Genomic DNA, 19,458 nt, shown 5'->3' with positions numbered 1-19,458 from the left:
ATATACTTTTTAAATAATAACTTTCATGGTGGAAGATGTAGATGAAAAATATAATTAGTGATCGTATATCAAATAAGCAAATTATAAAAGATTTTATTAGCAATTTCATTGGCTCTTTGAGCGGGAAATCTTTCAATTTTGCTTTAGGTTTGATGCTACTGGATAAAACAAAATCTGCAATGAGTTTTGGGATTAATATGATTATTTATCCTTTAGTCAGTTTGATTTTCTTAGTTCCCATTGGTAATCTAGTAGATAGATACCCACACAAGAAAATCTTAATATATAATTTCATCTTTAGGATTTTTATCTTTCTTTTGTTTTATGCTTTTTATTTTCTTATGGATTCTTCTAGTATCTTATATCTAGTAATTCCATTTGTAATACTCCACTCTATTACAGTCAATATAAGTGATACTTGTTATTCAGCCTCAATTCATGAATTAGTAAATGATAAAAAAATTCAAAGATTAGGTTCTGTTACACAGACTGCCATTGCAATTGCAACCATGCTTTCTCCAGCCATTGGAGTCATTTTTTATGGTTGGTTAGGTTTTGCAGGTTTTATTCTAATTGAAATCTTTGCAAACCTCCTCTCTTTAGGAGTTCTACTTAGTATGAAATTTTACTATGAATATAACGAGAAAGAGAACAAGGCTACGAATTGTGAAAATCCTCTGCATGGAGTCAAAGGAATCATTCAATTTCTTAAAGAAAATCAAATTGTAAAATACATTATTCTTGTAAGTGTTATCCTCAATTTTTTCTACACATCTATCAGTATTGGGGTGCCATTTGTAGTAAAAGAACAACTTCTGTTAGGTAACTCGACAGTAGGAATGCTTGAAACTATGGCAGCAGTAGGAATGCTTTTAGCAAGTATTTCAATGTCACTATTGCCAGATAAGAAAGAAAACAACATCTTACTCTCGAGTAAGATAACCATGCCACTTGTTCTCTTAACTATGGCTATTATTGGTTTAGGCATCATATTTGCATCAACTAACTCTCAAATTATTATTTCTTTTCTTGGTAGTATATTTATGGGAATCATTGCGTTTACTCTTGTTGTTTTAAATATTATTGTGATGACTTACCTTCAAAGTACCATCGAAACAAAATTTTTAGGCAGAGTAATGAGTACTTTATTTACACTAAATACATCTATCATGCCGATAGGTACCATAGTATTCACTTATCTTTTTCAAAAAGAAGTGAATGGAGGGGTGATATTCATATTCGGGGGAGGAACCCTACTAATATATATAATTATAATGTTACCTAAAATTTTTAGAATACTAAAAATTGAAAACTAAGTTTAATTAGAACTTAAAATTTAAGAGTTGCTTATTCGCTATAATTTACTATCATATATTTCAAAACTGAAATTTTAAAAATAGAAAACGCCAGTTTGAAACTGACGTTTTTTTGTATGCTTATTTTGACTTGATGTAGTTGATACCGTCTGCCTTAGGCGCAACTGCTTTTCCAAAGAAAGCTGCCAAGACAAGGATGGTCAAGACATAAGGCGCGATTTGAAGGTAAACCGCTGGCACTCCTTGTAAGAAAGGTAATTGAGAACCGATAACTGCCAAACTTTGTGAAAGTCCAAAGAAAAGACTAGAAAGCATAGCACCAATTGGGTTCCATTTACCAAAGATCATCGCAGCAAGAGCGATAAATCCAGGACCGACAATAGTTGTCACTGAGAAGTTAACTGAAATGGATTGAGCATAAATCGCTCCCCCAATTCCACCAAGGAAACCTGAAATGATAACCCCAAGATATCGCATCTTGTAGACATTGATCCCCAAGGTATCCGCTGCTTGAGGGTGTTCACCGACAGAGCGAAGGCGAAGACCAAAGCGTGTCTTAAAGAGAATAAACCAAGCAAAGAATGAGAAGGCAATTGCGATATAACCTAGTAGACTGGTAGACTTGAAGAAAATATCTCCAATCACAGGGATATTAGCCAAAACTGGGAAATCAAAACGTCCAAAAGTCTGGCTTAAGTTATCCGTTTGCCCTTTGTTATAAAGAACTTTAACCAAGAAAACTGCTAGGGCAGGAGCCATCAAGTTCAATACTGTACCACTGACAACATGGTCCGCACGGAAATGAACTGTAGCGACTGCATGGATGAGGGAGAAAATAGCTCCCACGATACCAGCAACTAACAAGGAAATCCAAGGGGTCGCTGCTCCAAGCTGTTCTGCAAACTCAAGGTTAAAGACAACCCCAGAAAAGGCTCCCATAACCATAATTCCTTCAAGACCGACATTAACGACACCACCACGTTCAGAGAAGACTCCTCCGATACTCGTAAAAATAAGTGGTGCTGAGTAAATCAGCATAGAAGAGACCAAGAGGGTGAGTAATGTTGTAATAGACATCCTTACTTACCTCCTTTAACTTGTTTTTTGGGTTTGACAAAATGTTCGATAATATAGTGAACACTGACAAAGAAGATAATAGACGCTGTTACAATGCTGACAAGCTCAGACGGAACTTGCGCAGCGTTCATACCCGGTGCTCCTACTTGCAAAACTCCAAATAAGAAGGCTGCAAAGAGAATTCCAATTGGTGAGTTTCCAGCAAGCAAACTAACTGCCATCCCGTTAAATCCGATAGCTAATGATGAACCTTGAACGTAAACGTTTTGGAAGGTTCCAAGACCTTCGACCGCTCCACCAAGACCAGCCAAAGCACCAGAGATGATCATTGATAGAATGATTGTACGTTTTGCTGAAATACCAGCGTACTCTGAAGCATGGGGATTAAGACCAACTGCACGAATTTCAAAACCGAGAGTCGTTTTCTTGAGCAAGAACCAAATCACGCCAACAGCAATGATGGCAAAGAAGATCCCGATATTCATACGAGAATTGCCAGTCAACTCAGATAACCATGGTGTCTGATAAGTGGCATTGGCACTCACACGAATCGTTGAGTCCGTGCTTTGCATAAAATCTTTCGGAAAAGAATGAATAAAGGCGTTCCCTACGTACAAAACAATGTAGTTCATCATGATGGTTACGATAACCTCTGATGTACCTAAATAGGCTCTGAGAATACCTGGAATAGCACCTACAATCCCACCTGCAATCAAAGCAATTACTACGGTAGCTAAAATCAACATTGGGCGTGGCATATCCGGATGCGACAAAGCAAACCAACCACTAAGAATCCAACCCGCTAGTGCCTGACCAGGAAGTCCAACGTTAAAGAAACCTGCACGACTGGCAACTGCAAACCCCAGACCAATCAAGACAAGAGGACCCATGGCACGGAAAATCTCACCAATCCCACGGAGGCTACCAAAAGCTGTATAGAACAACTCCTCATAACCCCAGATAGCATCGTAGCCGAAAATCCACATGACAATGGCTCCGAGCAAGATTCCTAAGAATACGGAAATTAAGGGAACCGAAATTTGTTGTAACTTTTTAGACATCATCCTTCTCCTTTCCCAAGTTTCCACCTGCCATCAAGATACCAAGTTCTTGTTTGTTAGTCGTTTCTGGCGACACAATACCTTGAATCTTCCCATCATGAATAACAGCAATTCGATCTGAGACATTTAAAATCTCATCCAATTCAAAGCTGACAACAAGCACAGCTTTCCCGTTATCACGTTCTTCAATCAAGCGTTTGTGGATATATTCAATGGCACCGACATCCAAACCACGAGTTGGTTGGCTGACGATAAGGAGATCAGGATCACGATCAATCTCGCGAGCGATAATCGCTTTTTGTTGATTTCCCCCTGAAAGAGCTGCTGCTGGAACAAACTCGCTCGCCGCACGGACGTCAAATTCTTCCATCAATTTCTTGGCATGTGAAGTGATATTGGCATAGTTTAAGATACCATTCTTGCTGAGTGGCTCTTTGTAGTAGGTTTGAAGAGCGATATTTTCTGAAATCATCATATCCAAAATCAAACCATCACGGTGGCGGTCTTCAGGAACGTGTCCCACGCTTAGTTCCGTAATTTGTCGAGGGTGCATCCCCACGATTGATTTGCCTTTTAATTCAATACTACCAGACTCAACCTTACGAAGACCCGTAATGGCTTGAATGAGTTCAGATTGGCCATTGCCATCAATACCTGCAATACCGACAATTTCACCAGCACGAACATCCAAAGAAAGATTCTTCACAGCTGGTATACCGCGGTTTTCATTAACAACCAAGTCTTTGATAGACAAGACTACTTCTTTTGGTTGTGGTGCCTGTTTCTCCGTTTTGAAGGAGACAGAACGTCCTACCATCATCTCTGCCAAGTCTGCATTGGTTGCCCCTGCAATCTCAACCGTCTGGATTGATTTCCCACGACGAATAACCGTCACTCTATTGGATACCGCACGAATTTCATCCAGTTTATGGGTAATCAAAATAATAGATTTTCCTTCTTTGACAAGGTTTTTCATGATAGCCATCAACTCATCAATCTCTGAAGGAGTCAATACGGCTGTCGGTTCGTCAAAGATGAGGATATCAGCACCACGATAAAGTGTCTTCAAGATTTCTACACGTTGTTGAGCACCAACGGAAATATCTGCCACCTTGGCAGCAGGATCCACTGCCAAACCATAACGTTCAGAAAGAGCCTTGATTTCTTTAGTAGCTTCAGCTATATCTAGCACACCATTTTTAGTGATTTCACTCCCCAAAATGATATTTTCAGCTACTGTAAAAGCTTCAACCAACATAAAATGTTGGTGAACCATCCCAATTCCTAGACTAGCAGCTTTAGAAGGTGAATCTAGTTTGACAACCTGACCATTCACCGCAATTTCACCACTAGTTGGCTCGAGAAGTCCTGCCAGCATATTCATCAGAGTGGATTTACCCGCTCCATTTTCTCCTAAAAGTGCATGGATTTCACCTTTTCGCAGTTGCAAGTTGATCTTGTCGTTTGCTACAAATTCACCAAACACCTTGGTAATATCCCGCATCTCAATGACATTTTCGTGTGCCATATGCTTTTCCTTTCCGAGGTTTATTTTGTTTCAATAAAACCTGCTAATCGTGTTAACAAGTTCTATTGAGACAAAAATTGCCTCAATTCTTAAAGAAGCGACCGATGGTCGCTTCCTAAGAAATGACTTTTATCCATTATTTTTCAGGAACTTTTACGCTTCCGTCAAGGATTTTAGCTTTTGCGTCTTCAACAGCTTTTTTACCTTCTTCTGAAAGGTTTGTCACTGCCAAGTCAACCCCTTTATCTTTCAATGAGTAGACAATAACTTGTCCGCCAGGGAATTCACCTTTTTCTGCCTTATTAGCAATATCTTTTACAGTTGTACCAACTTGTTTCAATGTCGATACAAGAACGAAGTTTGATTCTTTACCATCTTTAGAAGTGTATTTACCTTCTGCTGCTTGGTCACGGTCTACACCAATAACCCAAACTTTTTCATCTTCATTTTTGCTTTCGTTCAAAGATTTTGCTTCAGCAAAGACACCAGCACCTGTACCACCAGCTGCTTGGTAGACAACGTCTGCACCTGCAGCGTATTGAGCTGCTGCAATTGTTTTACCTTTGGCAGCATCACCAAATGAACCAGCGTAGTCAACTTGTACTTTGATAGATGGGTCTACTGACTCAACACCAGCCTTAAATCCAGCAGCGAAACGTGAAATAACTTCAGATTCGATACCGCCTACAAAACCAACTTGTTTTGTTTTAGTTGTTTTAGCTGCTGCAACACCAGCAAGGTAAGCCGCTTCGTTATCAGCAAATGTTACGCTCGCAACATTCTTTTGATCTTTGATCACATCATCAATCAAGACATAGTTTAAGTCAGAGTGGTCTTTTGCTGCCTCTTCAACTGCATTGTGAAGTGCAAAACCAACACCGAAGATCAGGTTGTAACTTCCAGCCGCTTGTTGCAAGTTGTTAGCATAGTCTGCTTCACTTGTTGATTGGAAATAAGTAAAGCCTTTATCTTTAGAAAGATTGTGTTCTTTACCCCAGTCTTGCAAACCTTCCCAAGCTGATTGGTTAAATGATTTGTCATCAACACCACCAGTATCTGTTACGATCGCTGCTTTCGTCTTCATTTCAGATGAAGATGAAGCTGCGTTACGAGAAGAGCGGTTACCACATGCAGCAAGTCCAACTGCTGCTACTGCAACTAGACCAAGGCCTAGCCATTGTTTCTTGTTCATTACTGAACCTCCTAAATAAGATGTGCAACGATGTTGCAAGTATGGATTGTTTGGCCACAAGGGCCGCGTCACTCAGAGAGTGACTCAGACTAGTTTAAGTCTGTAAAAGAGTATGGAAGTAACTCCCCGACCGTCATCTCGACCGTCGATTTATCTTTTGCGACAAGTGTCACTTTTAGATCTTTTTCAAAAAATTCAGCCATCACTTGGCGACAAGCGCCACATGGCGAGATAGGTTTTTCAGTCTGTCCGTAGACAATCAATTCTGAAAACTCCCGTTGCCCCTCAGAAACTGCCTTGAAGATAGCTGTACGTTCTCCACAATTAGTCAAGGGATAGCTAGCATTCTCGATGTTTACACCCGTATAAATACTACCATCCTTGGCTACTAAAACAGCTCCGATAGGAAAGTGAGAATAAGGCACATAGGCTTGTTTGCTGGTTTCAATTGCTAGTTCAATCAACTCAGTAGTCGCCATCTGCCAATTCTCCTTTTAAAATCGCAACGCCAGCAGATGTTCCGATACGGGTAGCGCCTGCTTCCACAAAAGCGACAGCATCTGCATATGAACGAGCTCCACCAGCTGCCTTAACTCCCATATCTGGCCCGACTGTTTTACGCATCAACTTAACATCCTCTATAGTGGCACCACCAGTTGAAAATCCAGTTGATGTTTTGACAAAGTCAGCACCCGCTTTCTGGGATAATTGGCAAGCCACAACCTTTTCATCGTCTGTCAACAAGCAAGCTTCAATAATGACCTTAACCAACTTGTCACCACTTGCTTCTACAACAGCACGGATGTCCGATTCAACCAAATCAAGATTACCTGATTTGAGAGCACCGACATTGATAACCATATCAATCTCATCTGCACCATTTTGGATGGCTTCCTTGGTTTCAAAAGCTTTTACAGCTGAAGTTGTCGCTCCCAAGGGGAAACCAACTACTGTACAAACCTTTACATCTGAGCCTTCAAGTCCTGTTTTCGCATGTTTAACCCATGTGGGATTAACACAAACGCTGGCAAAGTCATACTCACGCGCTTCAGATAGCAAACGATCAATTTGTTCTTGACTTGCATCTTGTTTTAAAAGCGTATGATCAATGCATTTGTTTAATTTCATATTCGGATTCCTCTCTTTTTCATGAGATGATTTCAATTATTTCCTGCAAACGTTTCACACTATCATTTATTTTAACATATTTTTGGAATTCTGTAACTAGTTGAGGGGAAATTTTTCCATTTGTATAAACTTTTGCGACAATTTCTCCCTTTTGAACGGAGTCACCAACCTTCTTCTCAAAAACGATTCCAGTTTCATAGTCTAAAGCATCAGACTTGACTGCACGACCAGCTCCCAATCTCATGGCATAGAGACCAAATTCCATCGCTGGAAGGGCTGAAATGACACCTGACTCTTGAGCTGGGATTTCCACCACATGCGTAACATTTACTGGACGATAGAGATCTTCTAAATCACCGCCTTGAGCTGCTACCATTTCTTCAAACTTAGCCAGCGCTTGGCCGTTTTCAAGGTGTTGACGGACTTCTTCAACCGTCTTCTCGACATTTGCCAAACCAAGCATAATCTGAGCTAGTTCACAAATAAAGTGACTGATATCTTCTCGACCCTTTCCTTGAAGAATTTCAATTGCTTCTAGGATTTCGAGACGATTGCCAATGGCTCGTCCCAAGGGCTGGCTCATATCGGTAATAACCGCTACTGTCTTTCGACCAACGGCCTTACCCAAATCGACCATGGTTTGAGCCAATTCACGCGCCTCATCAACCGTCTTCATGAAGGCACCCTCACCGACTGTTACATCTAGCAAAATAGCATCCGCCCCAGCAGCAATTTTCTTGCTCATCACCGAACTAGCAATCAAAGGAATCGTGTCGACAGTTGCTGTCACATCTCGGAGGGCATAGAGAAGTTTGTCTGCTTTAACCAGCTGATCTGACTGCCCAATAACAGATACACCAATGTCCTGTACCTGACGAATGAAATCTTCTTGACTGCGCTCCACTTGGTAACCCTTGATTGCTTCCAACTTATCTAGGGTTCCGCCAGTATGCCCTAGTCCACGACCACTCATTTTTGCCACAGGCACACCAAAGCTAGCAACAAGGGGAGCTAAAATCAAGGTCACCTTATCCCCAACTCCACCCGTAGAATGCTTGTCAACTTTAACCCCATCAATAGCTGACAAGTCAAACTCCTGACCTGTCTTGACCATATTCATCGTCAGGTCAGAAATCTCTCGTGTGGTCATTCCTTTAAAATAAACAGCCATAGCAAAAGCAGACATCTGATAGTCTGGAACAGTTCCCGCTACATAGCCTTCTACTAGCCACTTGATTTCATTTGAAGTCAGTTCTTGCCCATCTCGTTTCTTTTGAATTAAATCAACTGCTCTCATGCTTTCACACTTCTAAGGATATAATATCCCTTGTCTTTCTTTATAATTTCACAATTTCCAAAAACATCTTCCATCTTGCTTTTGGCGCTTGGAGCACCTTGCTTTTTCTGAATGACGATGGTTAAATCTCCTCTGTCTTTCAAGAAATCTCTGCTCTTTTCGATAATCTCATGAACAACTTGTTTGCCCGCTCGAATAGGCGGATTGGAAATAACATGGTCAAATTTCCCTTCAACTTGTTCATAGATATTGGATTGGAAAATCGTCGCTTCTACTTTATTTCGTTCAGCATTTTGTCGAGCCAAGTCTAGAGCACGATTATTGATATCGACCATGGTTGCCTGAACTCCATAAGTCTTGACCAATGACAAACCCAATGGCCCGTATCCACAGCCTACATCAAGGACCGTTTCTCCTTTGTTAACCTCCAAACACTTCAATAAAAGTTGACTCCCAAAGTCAACCATTTTCTTGCTAAAAACACCCGCATCTGTTAAAAAGGTCATATTTTCTCCCAACAACTCCACTCTCAACTCATGAATGTCGTGAGCAGCATCAGGATTTTCTGCATAATACATTTTACTCATAAAACTATTTTACCATAATTTGGCTTGAATTGTAAATCGTTTACAAAGTGATGATCAAATGAAAAAGACTGAAGTAAGCTAGTAAGTAAAACCTTTTCTTCAATCTCTTTCAATGATTAGAAATACATTACAATCTATCGGGAACTACAAATTATCATAGTCAGTAAAAAACAGATCGTCTGTAATCAGGCGCATTTTTATTACCATTTCTTAACCTTAAAATACTTTATTATCAACAGGATTCCCAATATGATGTTTAGATAAAAGCCCAACTGATAAGTTTGTGTCAAGATTTCCAAACTTGTCCAAAGTCGTATCAAATCTTCTAGCGACATACGGAATAGATATCCTTCTGTAGCAATCCACAAAATCAAAAATAGATAACTACCAGCAGCAATCCATTTCGTCCACTGCTTTTTTACTAGCCAGGCAATCAAGAGCGAACAGATAAAGACAGCTGTTACAAGGAGATGATCCATTAAGAAGGTAAAACCGTAATAGGTTTCTACAAAGCGTCTACCATTATCCGCATTCGCTCCCCTTATAAAAGGTAGTGTAAAACTTAAAATAAAACAGAGTTCCAATATGTAACATCTCAAGATTTTCATTGTATACCTCCTATAAGTTGCGAACTAAAAAAACCACTTTTAATAACTGATAACTCTTCAGAAACAATTCCCTATCTCATCATTAAACTATTCAACCTCCATCTCTATTATACGATATTGACTTACTACCATCAAGAAACCGCTTTATTTTTTTAGCTTTTTATGGTATGATAGACAAAATATCTAGGGGAAAACAATGACCAACGAATTTTTACATTTTGAAAAAATCAGTCGCCAGACTTGGCAATCTTTACATCGAAAGACAACACCTCCTTTGACAGAAGAGGAACTAGAATCCATCAAGAGTTTCAATGACCAGATTAGTCTGCAAGATGTGACAGATATTTATTTACCTTTAGCTCATCTCATCCAAATTTACAAACGCACCAAAGAGGATTTAGCCTTTTCTAAGGGGATTTTTCTCCAAAGAGAGAGTAAATCTCAACCCTTCATTATTGGAGTTTCAGGAAGTGTAGCTGTAGGAAAATCAACAACTAGCCGACTTCTGCAAATCCTTCTCTCTCGTACAGTTACTGATGCTACTGTAGAATTGGTGACAACTGACGGTTTTCTCTATCCCAATCAAACCTTGATGGACCAAGATATCTTAAATCGCAAAGGTTTTCCTGAAAGTTATGATATGGAAGCTTTACTGGATTTTCTTGATCGCCTAAAGAATGGACAAGATGTCGATATTCCTGTCTATTCTCATGAAGTGTATGACATCGTTCCTGGAGAGAAACAACGTGTCAAAGCTGCTGACTTTGTTATTGTTGAAGGCATCAATGTCTTTCAAAACCCTCAAAATGAGCGCCTTTACATCACTGATTTCTTTGATTTCTCCATCTATGTAGATGCTGCTGTCGAGGACATTGAAAGTTGGTATCTGGATCGTTTCTTAAAACTCCTCAGCTTTGCCCAAAATGATCCCAACAGCTACTACCACCGCTTTACGCAAATGCCGATTGGAGAAGTTGAAGCCTTTGCACATCAGGTTTGGACCAGCATTAATCTCACAAATCTACAAAACTACATCGAACCGACAAGGAATCGCGCCGAGGTCATTCTCCACAAGACTAAAAACCACGAAATCGATGAAATTTACCTAAAAAAATAATTTCCCCTTGTCAAAACCTAAGTTTTCATATATAATGGTATAGTTAGTAAATATGGAGGTAAGAACATTGGCAAACATTAAATCAGCTATCAAACGCGCTGAATTGAACGTTAAACAAAACGAAAAAAACTCAGCTCAAAAATCAGCTATGCGTACTGCTATCAAAGCTTTCGAAGCAAACCCTTCTGAAGAACTTTTCCGTGCTGCTAGCTCAGCTATCGACAAAGCAGAAACTAAAGGTTTGATTCATAAAAACAAAGCAAGCCGCGATAAAGCTCGTCTTTCAGCTAAACTTGCTAAATAAGAAACAGTCCATAGAGGCTGTTTTTTTGTCCTCTAATCAGAAAAGGTAGAAAATGAAAATATCAATCATAGGATATTCTGGAGCAGGCAAGTCAACTCTAGCTGAAACATTGTCAAACTACTACTCTATCCCCAAACTGCATATGGATACACTTCAATTTCAACCGGGTTGGCAAGACAGTGACCGCGAATGGATGTTGACCGAGATGAAAAACTTTCTCACAAAGCATGAAACTTGGGTCATTGATGGCAACTATTCTTGGTGTTGCTATGAAGAAAGAATGCGGGAAGCTGACCAAATCATCTTTCTCAATTTTTCACCATGGACTTGTCTCTTTCGAGCCTTTAAACGGTATCTCACATACCGAGGCAAGGTCAGAAAAAGTATGGCAGCAGGCTGTCCTGAACGCTTTGACTGGGAGTTTATCCGATGGATTCTCTGGGATGGGCGGACAAAGAATGCTAAAGAACGCTATCAACGGGTTCAAGAAACCTACCCTGAGAAAGTAATTGTCCTCAAGTCGCAAAAGGAGATGGACCACTTCTTAGAAAATCTCGCGCATAACAAGAAAAACCAACGTGTATAACGTTGGTTTTTTGCTATTAGCCAATCACACTTCCGTTTGGTACAGCTGGATCAACTGTGAGAAGGGTTAATTTGCCTTCATGTTCAGCTGAGAGGATCATTCCTTGACTGACATATTTTTTCATCATCTTGCGTGGTTTAAGGTTGGCAACGATTTGGACTTTCTTGCCGACCAATTCTTGTTCGTTTGGATAAAATTTCGCAATACCAGAAAGGATTTGACGGTCTTCACCATCTCCAGCATCCAAGCGGAATTGGAGCAACTTATCAGAACCTTCCACTTTAGACACTTCTTTGACCTCTGCAACACGGATTTCGACCTTATCAAAGTCTTCAAACTTGATTTCATCCTTGTTTAGTTCGAGTTCGACTTCATCTGGATTCCATTCTTTTTCGACTGCTGGTTTGTTGCTTTCCATTTGTTCCTTGATATAGGCAATCTCTTCTTCCATGTCCAGACGTGGGAAGATTGGTGTTCCTTTGGCAACAACAGTCACACCAGCAGGGAAATCTGCCAAGCTCAAGTTTTCAAGGCTCGCCACTTCTTCCAAGCCAAGTTGAGTCATGACCGCACGACTAGTTTCCATCATAAATGGTTCAATCAAGTGAGCTACAACACGAAGGCTGGCTGCCAAATGGCTCATGACACTTGCCAATTGGTCACGAAGGGCTTCATCCTTAGCCAAGACCCATGGGGCAGTCTCATCGATGTATTTGTTGGTACGTGAGATAAGAGTCCATACTGCTTCAAGGGCACGCGGGTAATCAACGGCTTCCATGTGTGTATGGTAGTCAGCGATAGATTGCTCTGCTACTTGAGCAAGAGCATTATCAAACTCTGTCACCCCTTCTACATAGGCAGGGACTTGCCCATCAAAGTACTTGTTAATCATGGAAACCGTACGGTTGAGGAGGTTTCCGAGGTCATTGGCTAGTTCATAGTTGATACGGCCTACATAGTCTTCTGGAGTGAAGGTTCCGTCTGAACCGACTGGAAGGCTACGCATAAGGTAGTAACGAAGCGGATCCAGTCCATAACGTTCTACTAACATTTCAGGATAAACGACATTCCCTTTAGACTTAGACATCTTTCCGTCTTTCATGACGAACCAACCATGGGCAATCAAGCGGTCAGGCAATTTCATATCCAACATCATGAGAAGGATTGGCCAGTAGATGGAGTGGAAACGAAGAATGTCTTTTCCGACCATGTGGAAGACCGTTCCATTCCAGAATTTATCATAGTTAGCATGATCCTCTTGACCGTAACCAAGAGCAGTCGCATAGTTAAGAAGGGCATCGATCCAAACATAGACAACGTGTTTTGGATTGGAAGGAACTAGCACACCCCAGGTAAAGGTTGTACGAGAAACCGCTAAGTCTTCCAAACCTGGCTCAATAAAGTTACGCAACATTTCATTGAGACGACCATCTGGAGTGATGAACTCAGGGTGAGATTTGAAAAATTCTACCAAACGGTCTTGGTATTTGCTGAGGCGAAGGAAGTAAGATTCTTCAGATACCCATTCCACTTCGTGACCTGATGGAGCGATACCGCCCGTCACATTTCCAGCTTCGTCACGGAAAACTTCCGCAAGCTGGCTTTCTGTAAAGAATTCCTCATCTGATACTGAATACCAACCAGAATATTCGCCCAAGTAGATATCATCTTGAGCAAGCAAGCGTTCAAAGACCTGTGCTACAACTTTTTCATGGTAATCATCAGTTGTACGGATGAATTTATCATATGAGATATCGAGTAATTTCCAGAGTTCTTTGACGCCAACTGCCATGCCATCAACATAGGCTTGTGGTGTGATGCCAGCTTCTTCCGCTTTTTGTTGGATCTTTTGACCATGCTCGTCAAGACCTGTCAGATAAAAGACATCGTAGCCCATGAGGCGTTTGTAGCGAGCTAGGACATCACAAGCGATGGTTGTGTAGGCAGAACCGATATGAAGTTTACCAGATGGATAGTAAATCGGTGTTGTAATATAAAAATTCTTTTCAGACATAATTTTTCCTTTCCAGGCAAATGAAACCTGTTTTTCTAACACTTCATTATATCATATTTTTAGTGATTTTCGATAGGAAAATCCATACAAAAACAAGACAGACAAATGTCCATCTTGTTTTTTCTGTTCCATATCTTATTCATAACGAAGGGCTTCGATTGGATCAAGCTTAGACGCTTTATTGGCTGGCAAGACTCCAAAAATCATCCCAACGCTGGCTGACACAGCCAAGCTAAAGAGAGCGATTGGGAGGGAAACCCCAACTTCGATACCTGCAATCATGTTTTGGAGCAGCACTCCAGCTAACATGGTCATTCCAGCAGCAATTCCAAGACCGATGACACCACCTAGCAAGGTCAAAATCATGGATTCAATCAAAAACTGGACCAAGATATTAGCCCGAGTAGCTCCGAGAGCTTTCCGCAGACCAATCTCACGCGTGCGTTCTGTCACCGAAACCAACATGATATTCATAACACCAGTTCCCCCGACAAAGAGAGAGATTCCTGCGATGGCACTGATAATGGTTGTCATAAAACCAAATAGTTGTTGTACCTCTTGGAAGGCGGCAGTTGCATCCGCAACTTGGTACTCCCCTTGTTGAAGACCTGCAATCTCAGTCAGTTTTCGAGCCAACTCTGGTCCCAAGGTCTGCGTTAGACTAGTATCATTGACACGAAAGACGATATTCGAGATTTCATCAGTATTAAAATTGGCTGCAAGAGAGATATTGGTCGTAATTGGAAGACCACCAATCCCAAAGGCTTTAGCAGTTTTGGCTTCATTGCTAGTATAAACGCCAATTACACGGTAACTAAATTCATTAACAGAGATGATTTGATTAACCGCAGCTTCTGGACTATCAAACAAACTCTTGGCTAATTCTTCATCCAACAAAATCACACTGGCAAATTCCTTGTAGTCTTGCGGTCTTAGACTTCTACCCGCAACGATTTCATTTTCAACTGCGTTCATGTAGGTGCTATTTCCGCCTGTCAGAGTCGCTCGTTCAACCTTCTTATCCTTATAAGATAGGGTAACGTTGGTCGAGTTGGTGACATAGTAACTGTCTACTCCTTTGAGTTTGGCAGCTTCCTTGACCCAGGATTCTAGTGGTTTTGGTGGTTCAACATGAACATCCTCTTCTTTCCCACTGACTGTCAAAGCTGACTGACGCTGAGTAAAGGAGCCATCCTTGCTCTTGATAGGAGAGAAAAATACATGGATATCCTTCTGCGATTTGGTCATGTTTTTATTGACCTGACGAGACATAGAGTCGCCAAGAGCCATGATGACGACGACGGACGAAACTCCGATGATAATCCCAATCATAGTCAGGAAGGAACGCATCTTATGGGCCATGATGGATGAAAAGGCAAATTTCAGATTCTGCATCTTAGTTTTCCTCCTTCTCTACCTGAGCACTGTCAGACGAGATGACACCATCACGAATGACAATCTGGCGTTTGGCATAGGCAGCTATCTCAGGCTCATGCGTGACCATGATAATGGTCTTCCCTTCCTTGTTTAACTCCACCAACAGCTGCATGATTTGATTTCCCGTCTTGGTATCCAAGGCTCCTGTGGGTTCGTCTGCTAGGATGATAGAGGGATTATTTACCAAGGCACGCGCAATCGCTACACGTTGCTTTTGACCACCGGATAATTCTGAAGGTAAATGATGACTACGCTCCGCCAGCTCAACCTTTTCCAGAAATTCCTCAGCCAATTTCCGACGTTTTGAAGCCGAAACACCAGCGTAAATCAAGGGCAATTCAACGTTTTGAAGTGCATTGAGTTTGGACAAGAGAAAGAACTGCTGAAAGACAAAGCCGATTTGCTGATTGCGGACCTTGGCCAGTTGTTTCTCTCCAAGACCTGCCACTTCTTGACCTTCAAGGTAGTACTCTCCACTAGTTGGTGTATCCAACATTCCGATGGTATTCATCAAGGTAGACTTACCAGAACCAGATGGTCCCATAATGGCAACAAACTCACCTTCATGAACTTCTAGATTGATATTTTTAAGGACCTGCAGTTCTTGGTCACCATTTCGATAACTCCTGCAGATATTTTTGAGACTAATTAGTTTCTTCATCAGCCTTCACCTCTTTTCCTTCTTCCAAGGAAGATGTTGGATTACTGATGACCTTGGCACCGTCTGTCAAACCTGAAGTAATTTCTTGGTTGTCTGCATCCGCATTCCCCAAAGTAACTTCTACCCTCTTCGCTTTTTTCTGGTCGTCAACGAGCCAGACATAGTTTTTGTCATTTTCGGTAACAACACTTGTCAAAGGAACAAGGATGGCCTTACTCTTATTTTTGACTTCCACACTGACAGAGAAGCCTTGTTTCAACTCACCGATATCGCTAGTCACATCAACAGTATAAGGGTACTTAGATCCAGTATTTCCTCCAAGGGCTGCATTTGCTGCTTCTCCATTGTTTTTAGGATAATCAGAAATATAGCTAATTTTTCCTGTCCAGCTCTTATCTTGATAAACCTTCGAAGTAAAGGTAACTTCTTGCCCAACAGAAAGGTTAGCAAGGTTGTATTCAGACAACTCCCCTTTGACCTGCAAGTTTTCATTACTTACGACATGTACTACCACTTGGCTATTACCTGTTGGCGATTTGGAAACATTACGATTAACTTCAACTACAGTCCCTTCTAGTGTACTGAGGACAGTTGCAGCATCTAGCTGAGCTTGAGCCTTGTTGAGCTGAGCCACAGCATCTGCACGATTATCCTTGGCATCACTGATTTGAGAATCAATAGAAGATACGGAAGAAGTCGCTGCTTGCGCTTGTTCTGGGAGTCCAGCTTCTGTTGGAACCTGTGGAGAAGCTGGTGTAGCTGATGCATTCTCACGAGCTTTGTTTAACTCCTCGATATGACGATCTGCCTTTGCAACTGCACGATCGGCTGCATCATAGGCAGCTTGAGCATCTGCACTGCTGTATTTGACCAACGCTTGCCCTTCTTCGACCTTGTCCCCGACTGAAACGAGAATTTCATCTAAATCTCCCTTACTAGCATCAAAATAAACGTATTGTTCATTTTTTGCTGTAACCGTACCTGACAAGAGAACCGATGAAGCAACAGAGCCTTCCTTAGCAGTAACGATATGAGAGATTTCCTCCTTGACTGCTGACTGGGAAGGTTGTCTAAAAATCAAAATCCCCGCAGCACCGATAACAATAGCACTGGCAACACCAATCGCTGTGTATAATTGCCATTTTTTTGCCTTCTTATTTCTTTTCATTTTTAAGCTCCTTTATTCTTTTGCCTTACAAAAACCATTATATCAGAAACACCAAGCCCAAACAATGACAGTTCAGATGGAAACAATGACAATTCAGGATCATTATTTTGTTCGGTATTCGTTTATTGGATTATTGTGCTAGATATATAATACAATATCTTTTTGAATTTGGCAAGCGTTTTTATAATTTTTTTACCGTAGCAGATTTTTGCATTCAAAAAATAAAAACGATAGAATATGACTATCAAAGCTATAAGGAGTTTTCTATGAGAGAATATGATATCATCACCATCGGTGGAGGAAGCGGCGGCATTGCCACTATGAACCGCGCTGGTGAACACGGGGCTAAAGCAGCTGTTATCGAAGAGAAAAAATTAGGTGGAACCTGCGTCAATGTCGGCTGTGTTCCTAAAAAAATCATGTGGTATGGAGCGCAAATCGCTGAAAGCTTCCACCACTACGGCCCTGACTATGGTTTTACAAGTTCAGATGTTCAATTTGATTTTGCTAAACTTCGTCAAAACCGTGAAGCCTACATCGACCGTGCTCGCTCGTCTTATGATGGAAGTTTCAAGCGCAACGGTGTTGATTTGATTGAAGGTCGTGCTCATTTCGTTGATTCCCACACAGTCAGCGTCAATGGTGAATTGATTCGTGCCAAACATATCGTGATTGCGACTGGGGCTCGTCCAAGCATCCCAACTATTCCTGGATCTGAACTCGGTGGCAGCTCAGACGATGTCTTTGCTTGGGAGCAACTTCCTGACTCCGTTGCGATTCTTGGAGCTGGTTATATCGCTGTTGAATTAGCAGGTGTTCTCCACGCGCTAGGAGTAAAAACGGATTTGTTTGTCCGTCGTGATCGTCCCTTGCGTAGTTTTGACAGCTATATCGTTGAAGGACTTGTCAATGAAATGGAAAAAACAGGTCTACCTTTGCACACACATAAGGTACCCGTCAAGCTCGAAGAAACGGAGCAAGGTATTACCATTTATTTCGAAGACGGTTCTAGTCACACTGCCAGCCAAGTTATCTGGGCTACCGGTCGCCGTCCAAATGTAGACGGTCTAGAGTTAGAAAAGGCTGGCGTTACACTCAACCAACGTGGATTTATCCAAGTGGATGAGTATCAGAATACAGTTGTAGATGGCATCTATGCTCTTGGAGATGTGACTGGTGAGAAGGAACTGACCCCAGTAGCCATCAAGGCAGGACGTACCCTATCTGAACGCCTTTTCAACGGGAAAACAAATGCCAAGATGGACTACACGACTATCCCTACAGTTGTCTTCTCCCACCCAGCAATCGGAACCGTTGGTTTAACTGAGGATCAAGCTATAAAAGAATACGGCCAAGATAACATCAAAGTCTACAAGTCAAGCTTTGCATCCATGTACTCAGCCGTTACAAACCATCGTCAAGAGTCTCGCTTCAAACTCATCACCACCGGTGCTGACGAAAAAGTTGTTGGACTACACGGACTTGGTTACGGAGTGGATGAGATGATTCAAGGATTCGCTGTTGCCATCAAGATGGGTGCAACCAAGGCGGACTTTGATGCTACAGTAGCTATCCACCCAACCGCTTCAGAAGAATTTGTGACCATGCGCTAATTATCGCAAGAGACCTCAAGAGGTCTCTTTTTACTTGCAAAATCGGCTGTTACAAAATTGTTACCTTGTTTTTAAAAATAGGTTGACTTTTCTTTCTGAATTAGTATAATAGTTACTATAATTTTGAAAAGAGGTTAACAGTTTTGAAAAAAGCTCATATCTATGCCATTCCTGCTATCGGTGCTGCTCTCATCGCCGTATTAGCACAAATCAGTCTCCCTATCGGTCCTGTACCTTTCACTTTGCAAAACTTTGCAATTGGTCTGATTGCTACTGTTTTTAGACCTAGGGAAGCCGTCCTATCTATAGCTCTCTATCTCTTGCTGGGTGCCATTGGTTTACCTGTTTTTGCAGGGGGAGGAGCTGGATTTCACGTTTTAGTCGGCCCAAGTGCAGGTTATCTTTGGTTCGACCTTATCTATGCTGGACTTACATCTTATCTCATCCATCAAAATAGTGGCTACATTCGCATTTTCCTAGCCAACCTCTTGGGTGACTCCCTCGTCTTTGTCGGAGGCATTCTCAGCCTCCACTTCCTAGCTGGTATGCCATTTGATCAGGCACTAGCTGTCGGTGTCCTTCCCTTTATCCTTCCTGATCTTGGTAAGATCATTGCCATTAGTTTCATTGGTCGTCCCCTACTCGAACGATTAAAAAGCCTTCCATATTTTTCAAGATAAAAGAATAGTCCAGAACAATTGTTCTGGACTATTTCCTTTCCAATTACTTCCTAAGAACTAACTGAAAATCAACTCTCATCTAGA

Annotated in this window: 19 protein-coding genes; 6 read left to right on the top strand and 13 right to left on the bottom strand. The window is 41.4% G+C overall.

All coding sequences use genetic code 11. The annotated features are described in order from the left end of the window. The first annotated feature begins 41 nt into the window (after positions 1-41). Positions 42-1,316, top strand: coding sequence for an MFS transporter (locus MK405_RS01795; RefSeq protein ID WP_268704142.1), 1,275 nt, complete (start codon positions 42-44; stop codon positions 1,314-1,316). Positions 1,317-1,436: 120 nt separating this feature from the next. Here MK405_RS01795 and MK405_RS01790 read toward each other — a convergent pair whose 3' ends face one another. From MK405_RS01790 to MK405_RS01750, 9 genes are all read right to left on the bottom strand, one after another. Next, entirely contained in the window at positions 1,437-2,393 is a 957-nt protein-coding gene (locus MK405_RS01790) for an ABC transporter permease (RefSeq protein WP_000029134.1), read from the bottom strand. A 2-nt stretch (positions 2,394-2,395) separates the two neighbouring features. Further along, positions 2,396-3,454, bottom strand: coding sequence for an ABC transporter permease (locus MK405_RS01785; RefSeq protein ID WP_000038677.1), 1,059 nt, complete (start codon positions 3,452-3,454; stop codon positions 2,396-2,398). After that, complete coding sequence (locus MK405_RS01780) at positions 3,447-4,982, bottom strand: ABC transporter ATP-binding protein (protein ID WP_268704141.1); 1,536 nt, start codon at positions 4,980-4,982, stop codon at positions 3,447-3,449. Before MK405_RS01780 ends, MK405_RS01785 begins: the two co-directional genes overlap by 8 nt. A gap of 136 nt (positions 4,983-5,118) precedes the next feature. Next, complete coding sequence (locus MK405_RS01775; RefSeq protein WP_001036148.1) at positions 5,119-6,174, bottom strand: BMP family lipoprotein; 1,056 nt, start codon at positions 6,172-6,174, stop codon at positions 5,119-5,121. Positions 6,175-6,263: 89 nt separating this feature from the next. Beyond that, positions 6,264-6,653 (bottom strand): cytidine deaminase, encoded by a 390-nt coding sequence (locus MK405_RS01770; RefSeq protein WP_000246110.1) that lies wholly within the window; start codon positions 6,651-6,653, stop codon positions 6,264-6,266. Continuing rightward, positions 6,640-7,302: a deoxyribose-phosphate aldolase gene (gene deoC, locus MK405_RS01765; RefSeq protein ID WP_268704140.1), complete on the bottom strand. Its 663-nt coding sequence runs from the start codon at positions 7,300-7,302 to the stop codon at positions 6,640-6,642. The genes MK405_RS01770 and deoC overlap by 14 nt, the downstream gene beginning before the upstream one ends. Positions 7,303-7,321: 19 nt before the next feature. Continuing rightward, the gene (locus MK405_RS01760) at positions 7,322-8,599 is read right to left on the bottom strand and encodes a pyrimidine-nucleoside phosphorylase (RefSeq protein ID WP_084939763.1); all 1,278 of its coding nucleotides are present in this window, start codon (positions 8,597-8,599) and stop codon (positions 7,322-7,324) included. Next, on the bottom strand, positions 8,596-9,186 hold the full coding sequence (locus tag MK405_RS01755; protein WP_268704139.1) for a class I SAM-dependent methyltransferase: 591 nt from the start codon (positions 9,184-9,186) through the stop codon (positions 8,596-8,598). The genes MK405_RS01760 and MK405_RS01755 overlap by 4 nt, the downstream gene beginning before the upstream one ends. 200 nt (positions 9,187-9,386) lie before the next feature. Beyond that, positions 9,387-9,794 (bottom strand): hypothetical protein, encoded by a 408-nt coding sequence (locus MK405_RS01750; protein WP_268704138.1) that lies wholly within the window; start codon positions 9,792-9,794, stop codon positions 9,387-9,389. Between the two features lie 196 nt (positions 9,795-9,990). Here MK405_RS01750 and coaA point away from each other — a divergent pair, with 196 nt between their 5' ends. The 3 genes from coaA (at position 9,991) to MK405_RS01735 (ending at position 11,801) form a co-directional block, all read left to right on the top strand. After that, positions 9,991-10,911 carry a type I pantothenate kinase gene (gene coaA, locus MK405_RS01745; RefSeq protein ID WP_000180503.1) on the top strand — a complete coding sequence of 307 codons (921 nt, stop codon included), beginning with the start codon at positions 9,991-9,993 and terminating at the stop codon, positions 10,909-10,911. A 67-nt stretch (positions 10,912-10,978) separates the two neighbouring features. Further along, a complete protein-coding gene (gene rpsT / locus MK405_RS01740; protein ID WP_001274000.1) occupies positions 10,979-11,215 on the top strand; it encodes a 30S ribosomal protein S20 in 237 nt (78 codons plus the stop codon). 52 nt (positions 11,216-11,267) lie between these two features. Continuing rightward, a complete protein-coding gene (locus MK405_RS01735) occupies positions 11,268-11,801 on the top strand; it encodes a DNA topology modulation protein (protein ID WP_268704137.1) in 534 nt (177 codons plus the stop codon). A 16-nt stretch (positions 11,802-11,817) separates the two neighbouring features. On the opposite strand, the gene metG is transcribed toward MK405_RS01735, so the two are convergent. The 4 genes from metG to MK405_RS01715 form a co-directional block, all read right to left on the bottom strand. Further along, a complete protein-coding gene (metG, locus tag MK405_RS01730) occupies positions 11,818-13,815 on the bottom strand; it encodes a methionine--tRNA ligase (protein ID WP_268704136.1) in 1,998 nt (665 codons plus the stop codon). Positions 13,816-13,950: 135 nt separating this feature from the next. Then, positions 13,951-15,210 carry an ABC transporter permease gene (locus tag MK405_RS01725; protein WP_033584878.1) on the bottom strand — a complete coding sequence of 420 codons (1,260 nt, stop codon included), beginning with the start codon at positions 15,208-15,210 and terminating at the stop codon, positions 13,951-13,953. Between the two features lies 1 nt (position 15,211). Then, the gene (locus MK405_RS01720; protein WP_268704135.1) at positions 15,212-15,913 is read right to left on the bottom strand and encodes an ABC transporter ATP-binding protein; all 702 of its coding nucleotides are present in this window, start codon (positions 15,911-15,913) and stop codon (positions 15,212-15,214) included. After that, entirely contained in the window at positions 15,897-17,081 is a 1,185-nt protein-coding gene (locus MK405_RS01715) for an efflux RND transporter periplasmic adaptor subunit (protein ID WP_268704134.1), read from the bottom strand. Before MK405_RS01715 ends, MK405_RS01720 begins: the two co-directional genes overlap by 17 nt. A 266-nt stretch (positions 17,082-17,347) precedes the next feature. Between MK405_RS01715 and gor the strand changes: the two genes are divergently transcribed. Both gor and MK405_RS01705 read left to right on the top strand, forming a co-directional pair. Then, positions 17,348-18,694 carry a glutathione-disulfide reductase gene (gor, locus tag MK405_RS01710; RefSeq protein ID WP_033584884.1) on the top strand — a complete coding sequence of 449 codons (1,347 nt, stop codon included), beginning with the start codon at positions 17,348-17,350 and terminating at the stop codon, positions 18,692-18,694. Between the two features lie 143 nt (positions 18,695-18,837). Then, complete coding sequence (locus MK405_RS01705) at positions 18,838-19,374, top strand: biotin transporter BioY (RefSeq protein WP_084873282.1); 537 nt, start codon at positions 18,838-18,840, stop codon at positions 19,372-19,374. The last annotated feature ends 84 nt before the right edge of the window (positions 19,375-19,458 follow it).

The sequence above is a fragment of the Streptococcus oralis genome (genome assembly GCF_026782345.1).
In the GTDB taxonomy this organism is placed as follows: domain Bacteria; phylum Bacillota; class Bacilli; order Lactobacillales; family Streptococcaceae; genus Streptococcus; species Streptococcus oralis_CK.
This window is presented reverse-complemented; position numbering and strand designations above follow the sequence as displayed.

Coding starts and splice junctions, on each gene's coding strand:
- MK405_RS01795 (WP_268704142.1), top strand. CDS start 42: ATGAAAAATATAATTAGTGATCGTATATCAAATAAGCAAATTATAAAA.
- MK405_RS01790 (WP_000029134.1), bottom strand. CDS start 2,393: ATGTCTATTACAACATTACTCACCCTCTTGGTCTCTTCTATGCTGATT.
- MK405_RS01785 (WP_000038677.1), bottom strand. CDS start 3,454: ATGTCTAAAAAGTTACAACAAATTTCGGTTCCCTTAATTTCCGTATTC.
- MK405_RS01780 (WP_268704141.1), bottom strand. CDS start 4,982: ATGGCACACGAAAATGTCATTGAGATGCGGGATATTACCAAGGTGTTT.
- MK405_RS01775 (WP_001036148.1), bottom strand. CDS start 6,174: ATGAACAAGAAACAATGGCTAGGCCTTGGTCTAGTTGCAGTAGCAGCA.
- MK405_RS01770 (WP_000246110.1), bottom strand. CDS start 6,653: ATGGCGACTACTGAGTTGATTGAACTAGCAATTGAAACCAGCAAACAA.
- deoC (WP_268704140.1), bottom strand. CDS start 7,302: ATGAAATTAAACAAATGCATTGATCATACGCTTTTAAAACAAGATGCA.
- MK405_RS01760 (WP_084939763.1), bottom strand. CDS start 8,599: ATGAGAGCAGTTGATTTAATTCAAAAGAAACGAGATGGGCAAGAACTG.
- MK405_RS01755 (WP_268704139.1), bottom strand. CDS start 9,186: ATGAGTAAAATGTATTATGCAGAAAATCCTGATGCTGCTCACGACATT.
- MK405_RS01750 (WP_268704138.1), bottom strand. CDS start 9,794: ATGAAAATCTTGAGATGTTACATATTGGAACTCTGTTTTATTTTAAGT.
- coaA (WP_000180503.1), top strand. CDS start 9,991: ATGACCAACGAATTTTTACATTTTGAAAAAATCAGTCGCCAGACTTGG.
- MK405_RS01735 (WP_268704137.1), top strand. CDS start 11,268: ATGAAAATATCAATCATAGGATATTCTGGAGCAGGCAAGTCAACTCTA.
- metG (WP_268704136.1), bottom strand. CDS start 13,815: ATGTCTGAAAAGAATTTTTATATTACAACACCGATTTACTATCCATCT.
- MK405_RS01725 (WP_033584878.1), bottom strand. CDS start 15,210: ATGCAGAATCTGAAATTTGCCTTTTCATCCATCATGGCCCATAAGATG.
- MK405_RS01720 (WP_268704135.1), bottom strand. CDS start 15,913: ATGAAGAAACTAATTAGTCTCAAAAATATCTGCAGGAGTTATCGAAAT.
- MK405_RS01715 (WP_268704134.1), bottom strand. CDS start 17,081: ATGAAAAGAAATAAGAAGGCAAAAAAATGGCAATTATACACAGCGATT.
- gor (WP_033584884.1), top strand. CDS start 17,348: ATGAGAGAATATGATATCATCACCATCGGTGGAGGAAGCGGCGGCATT.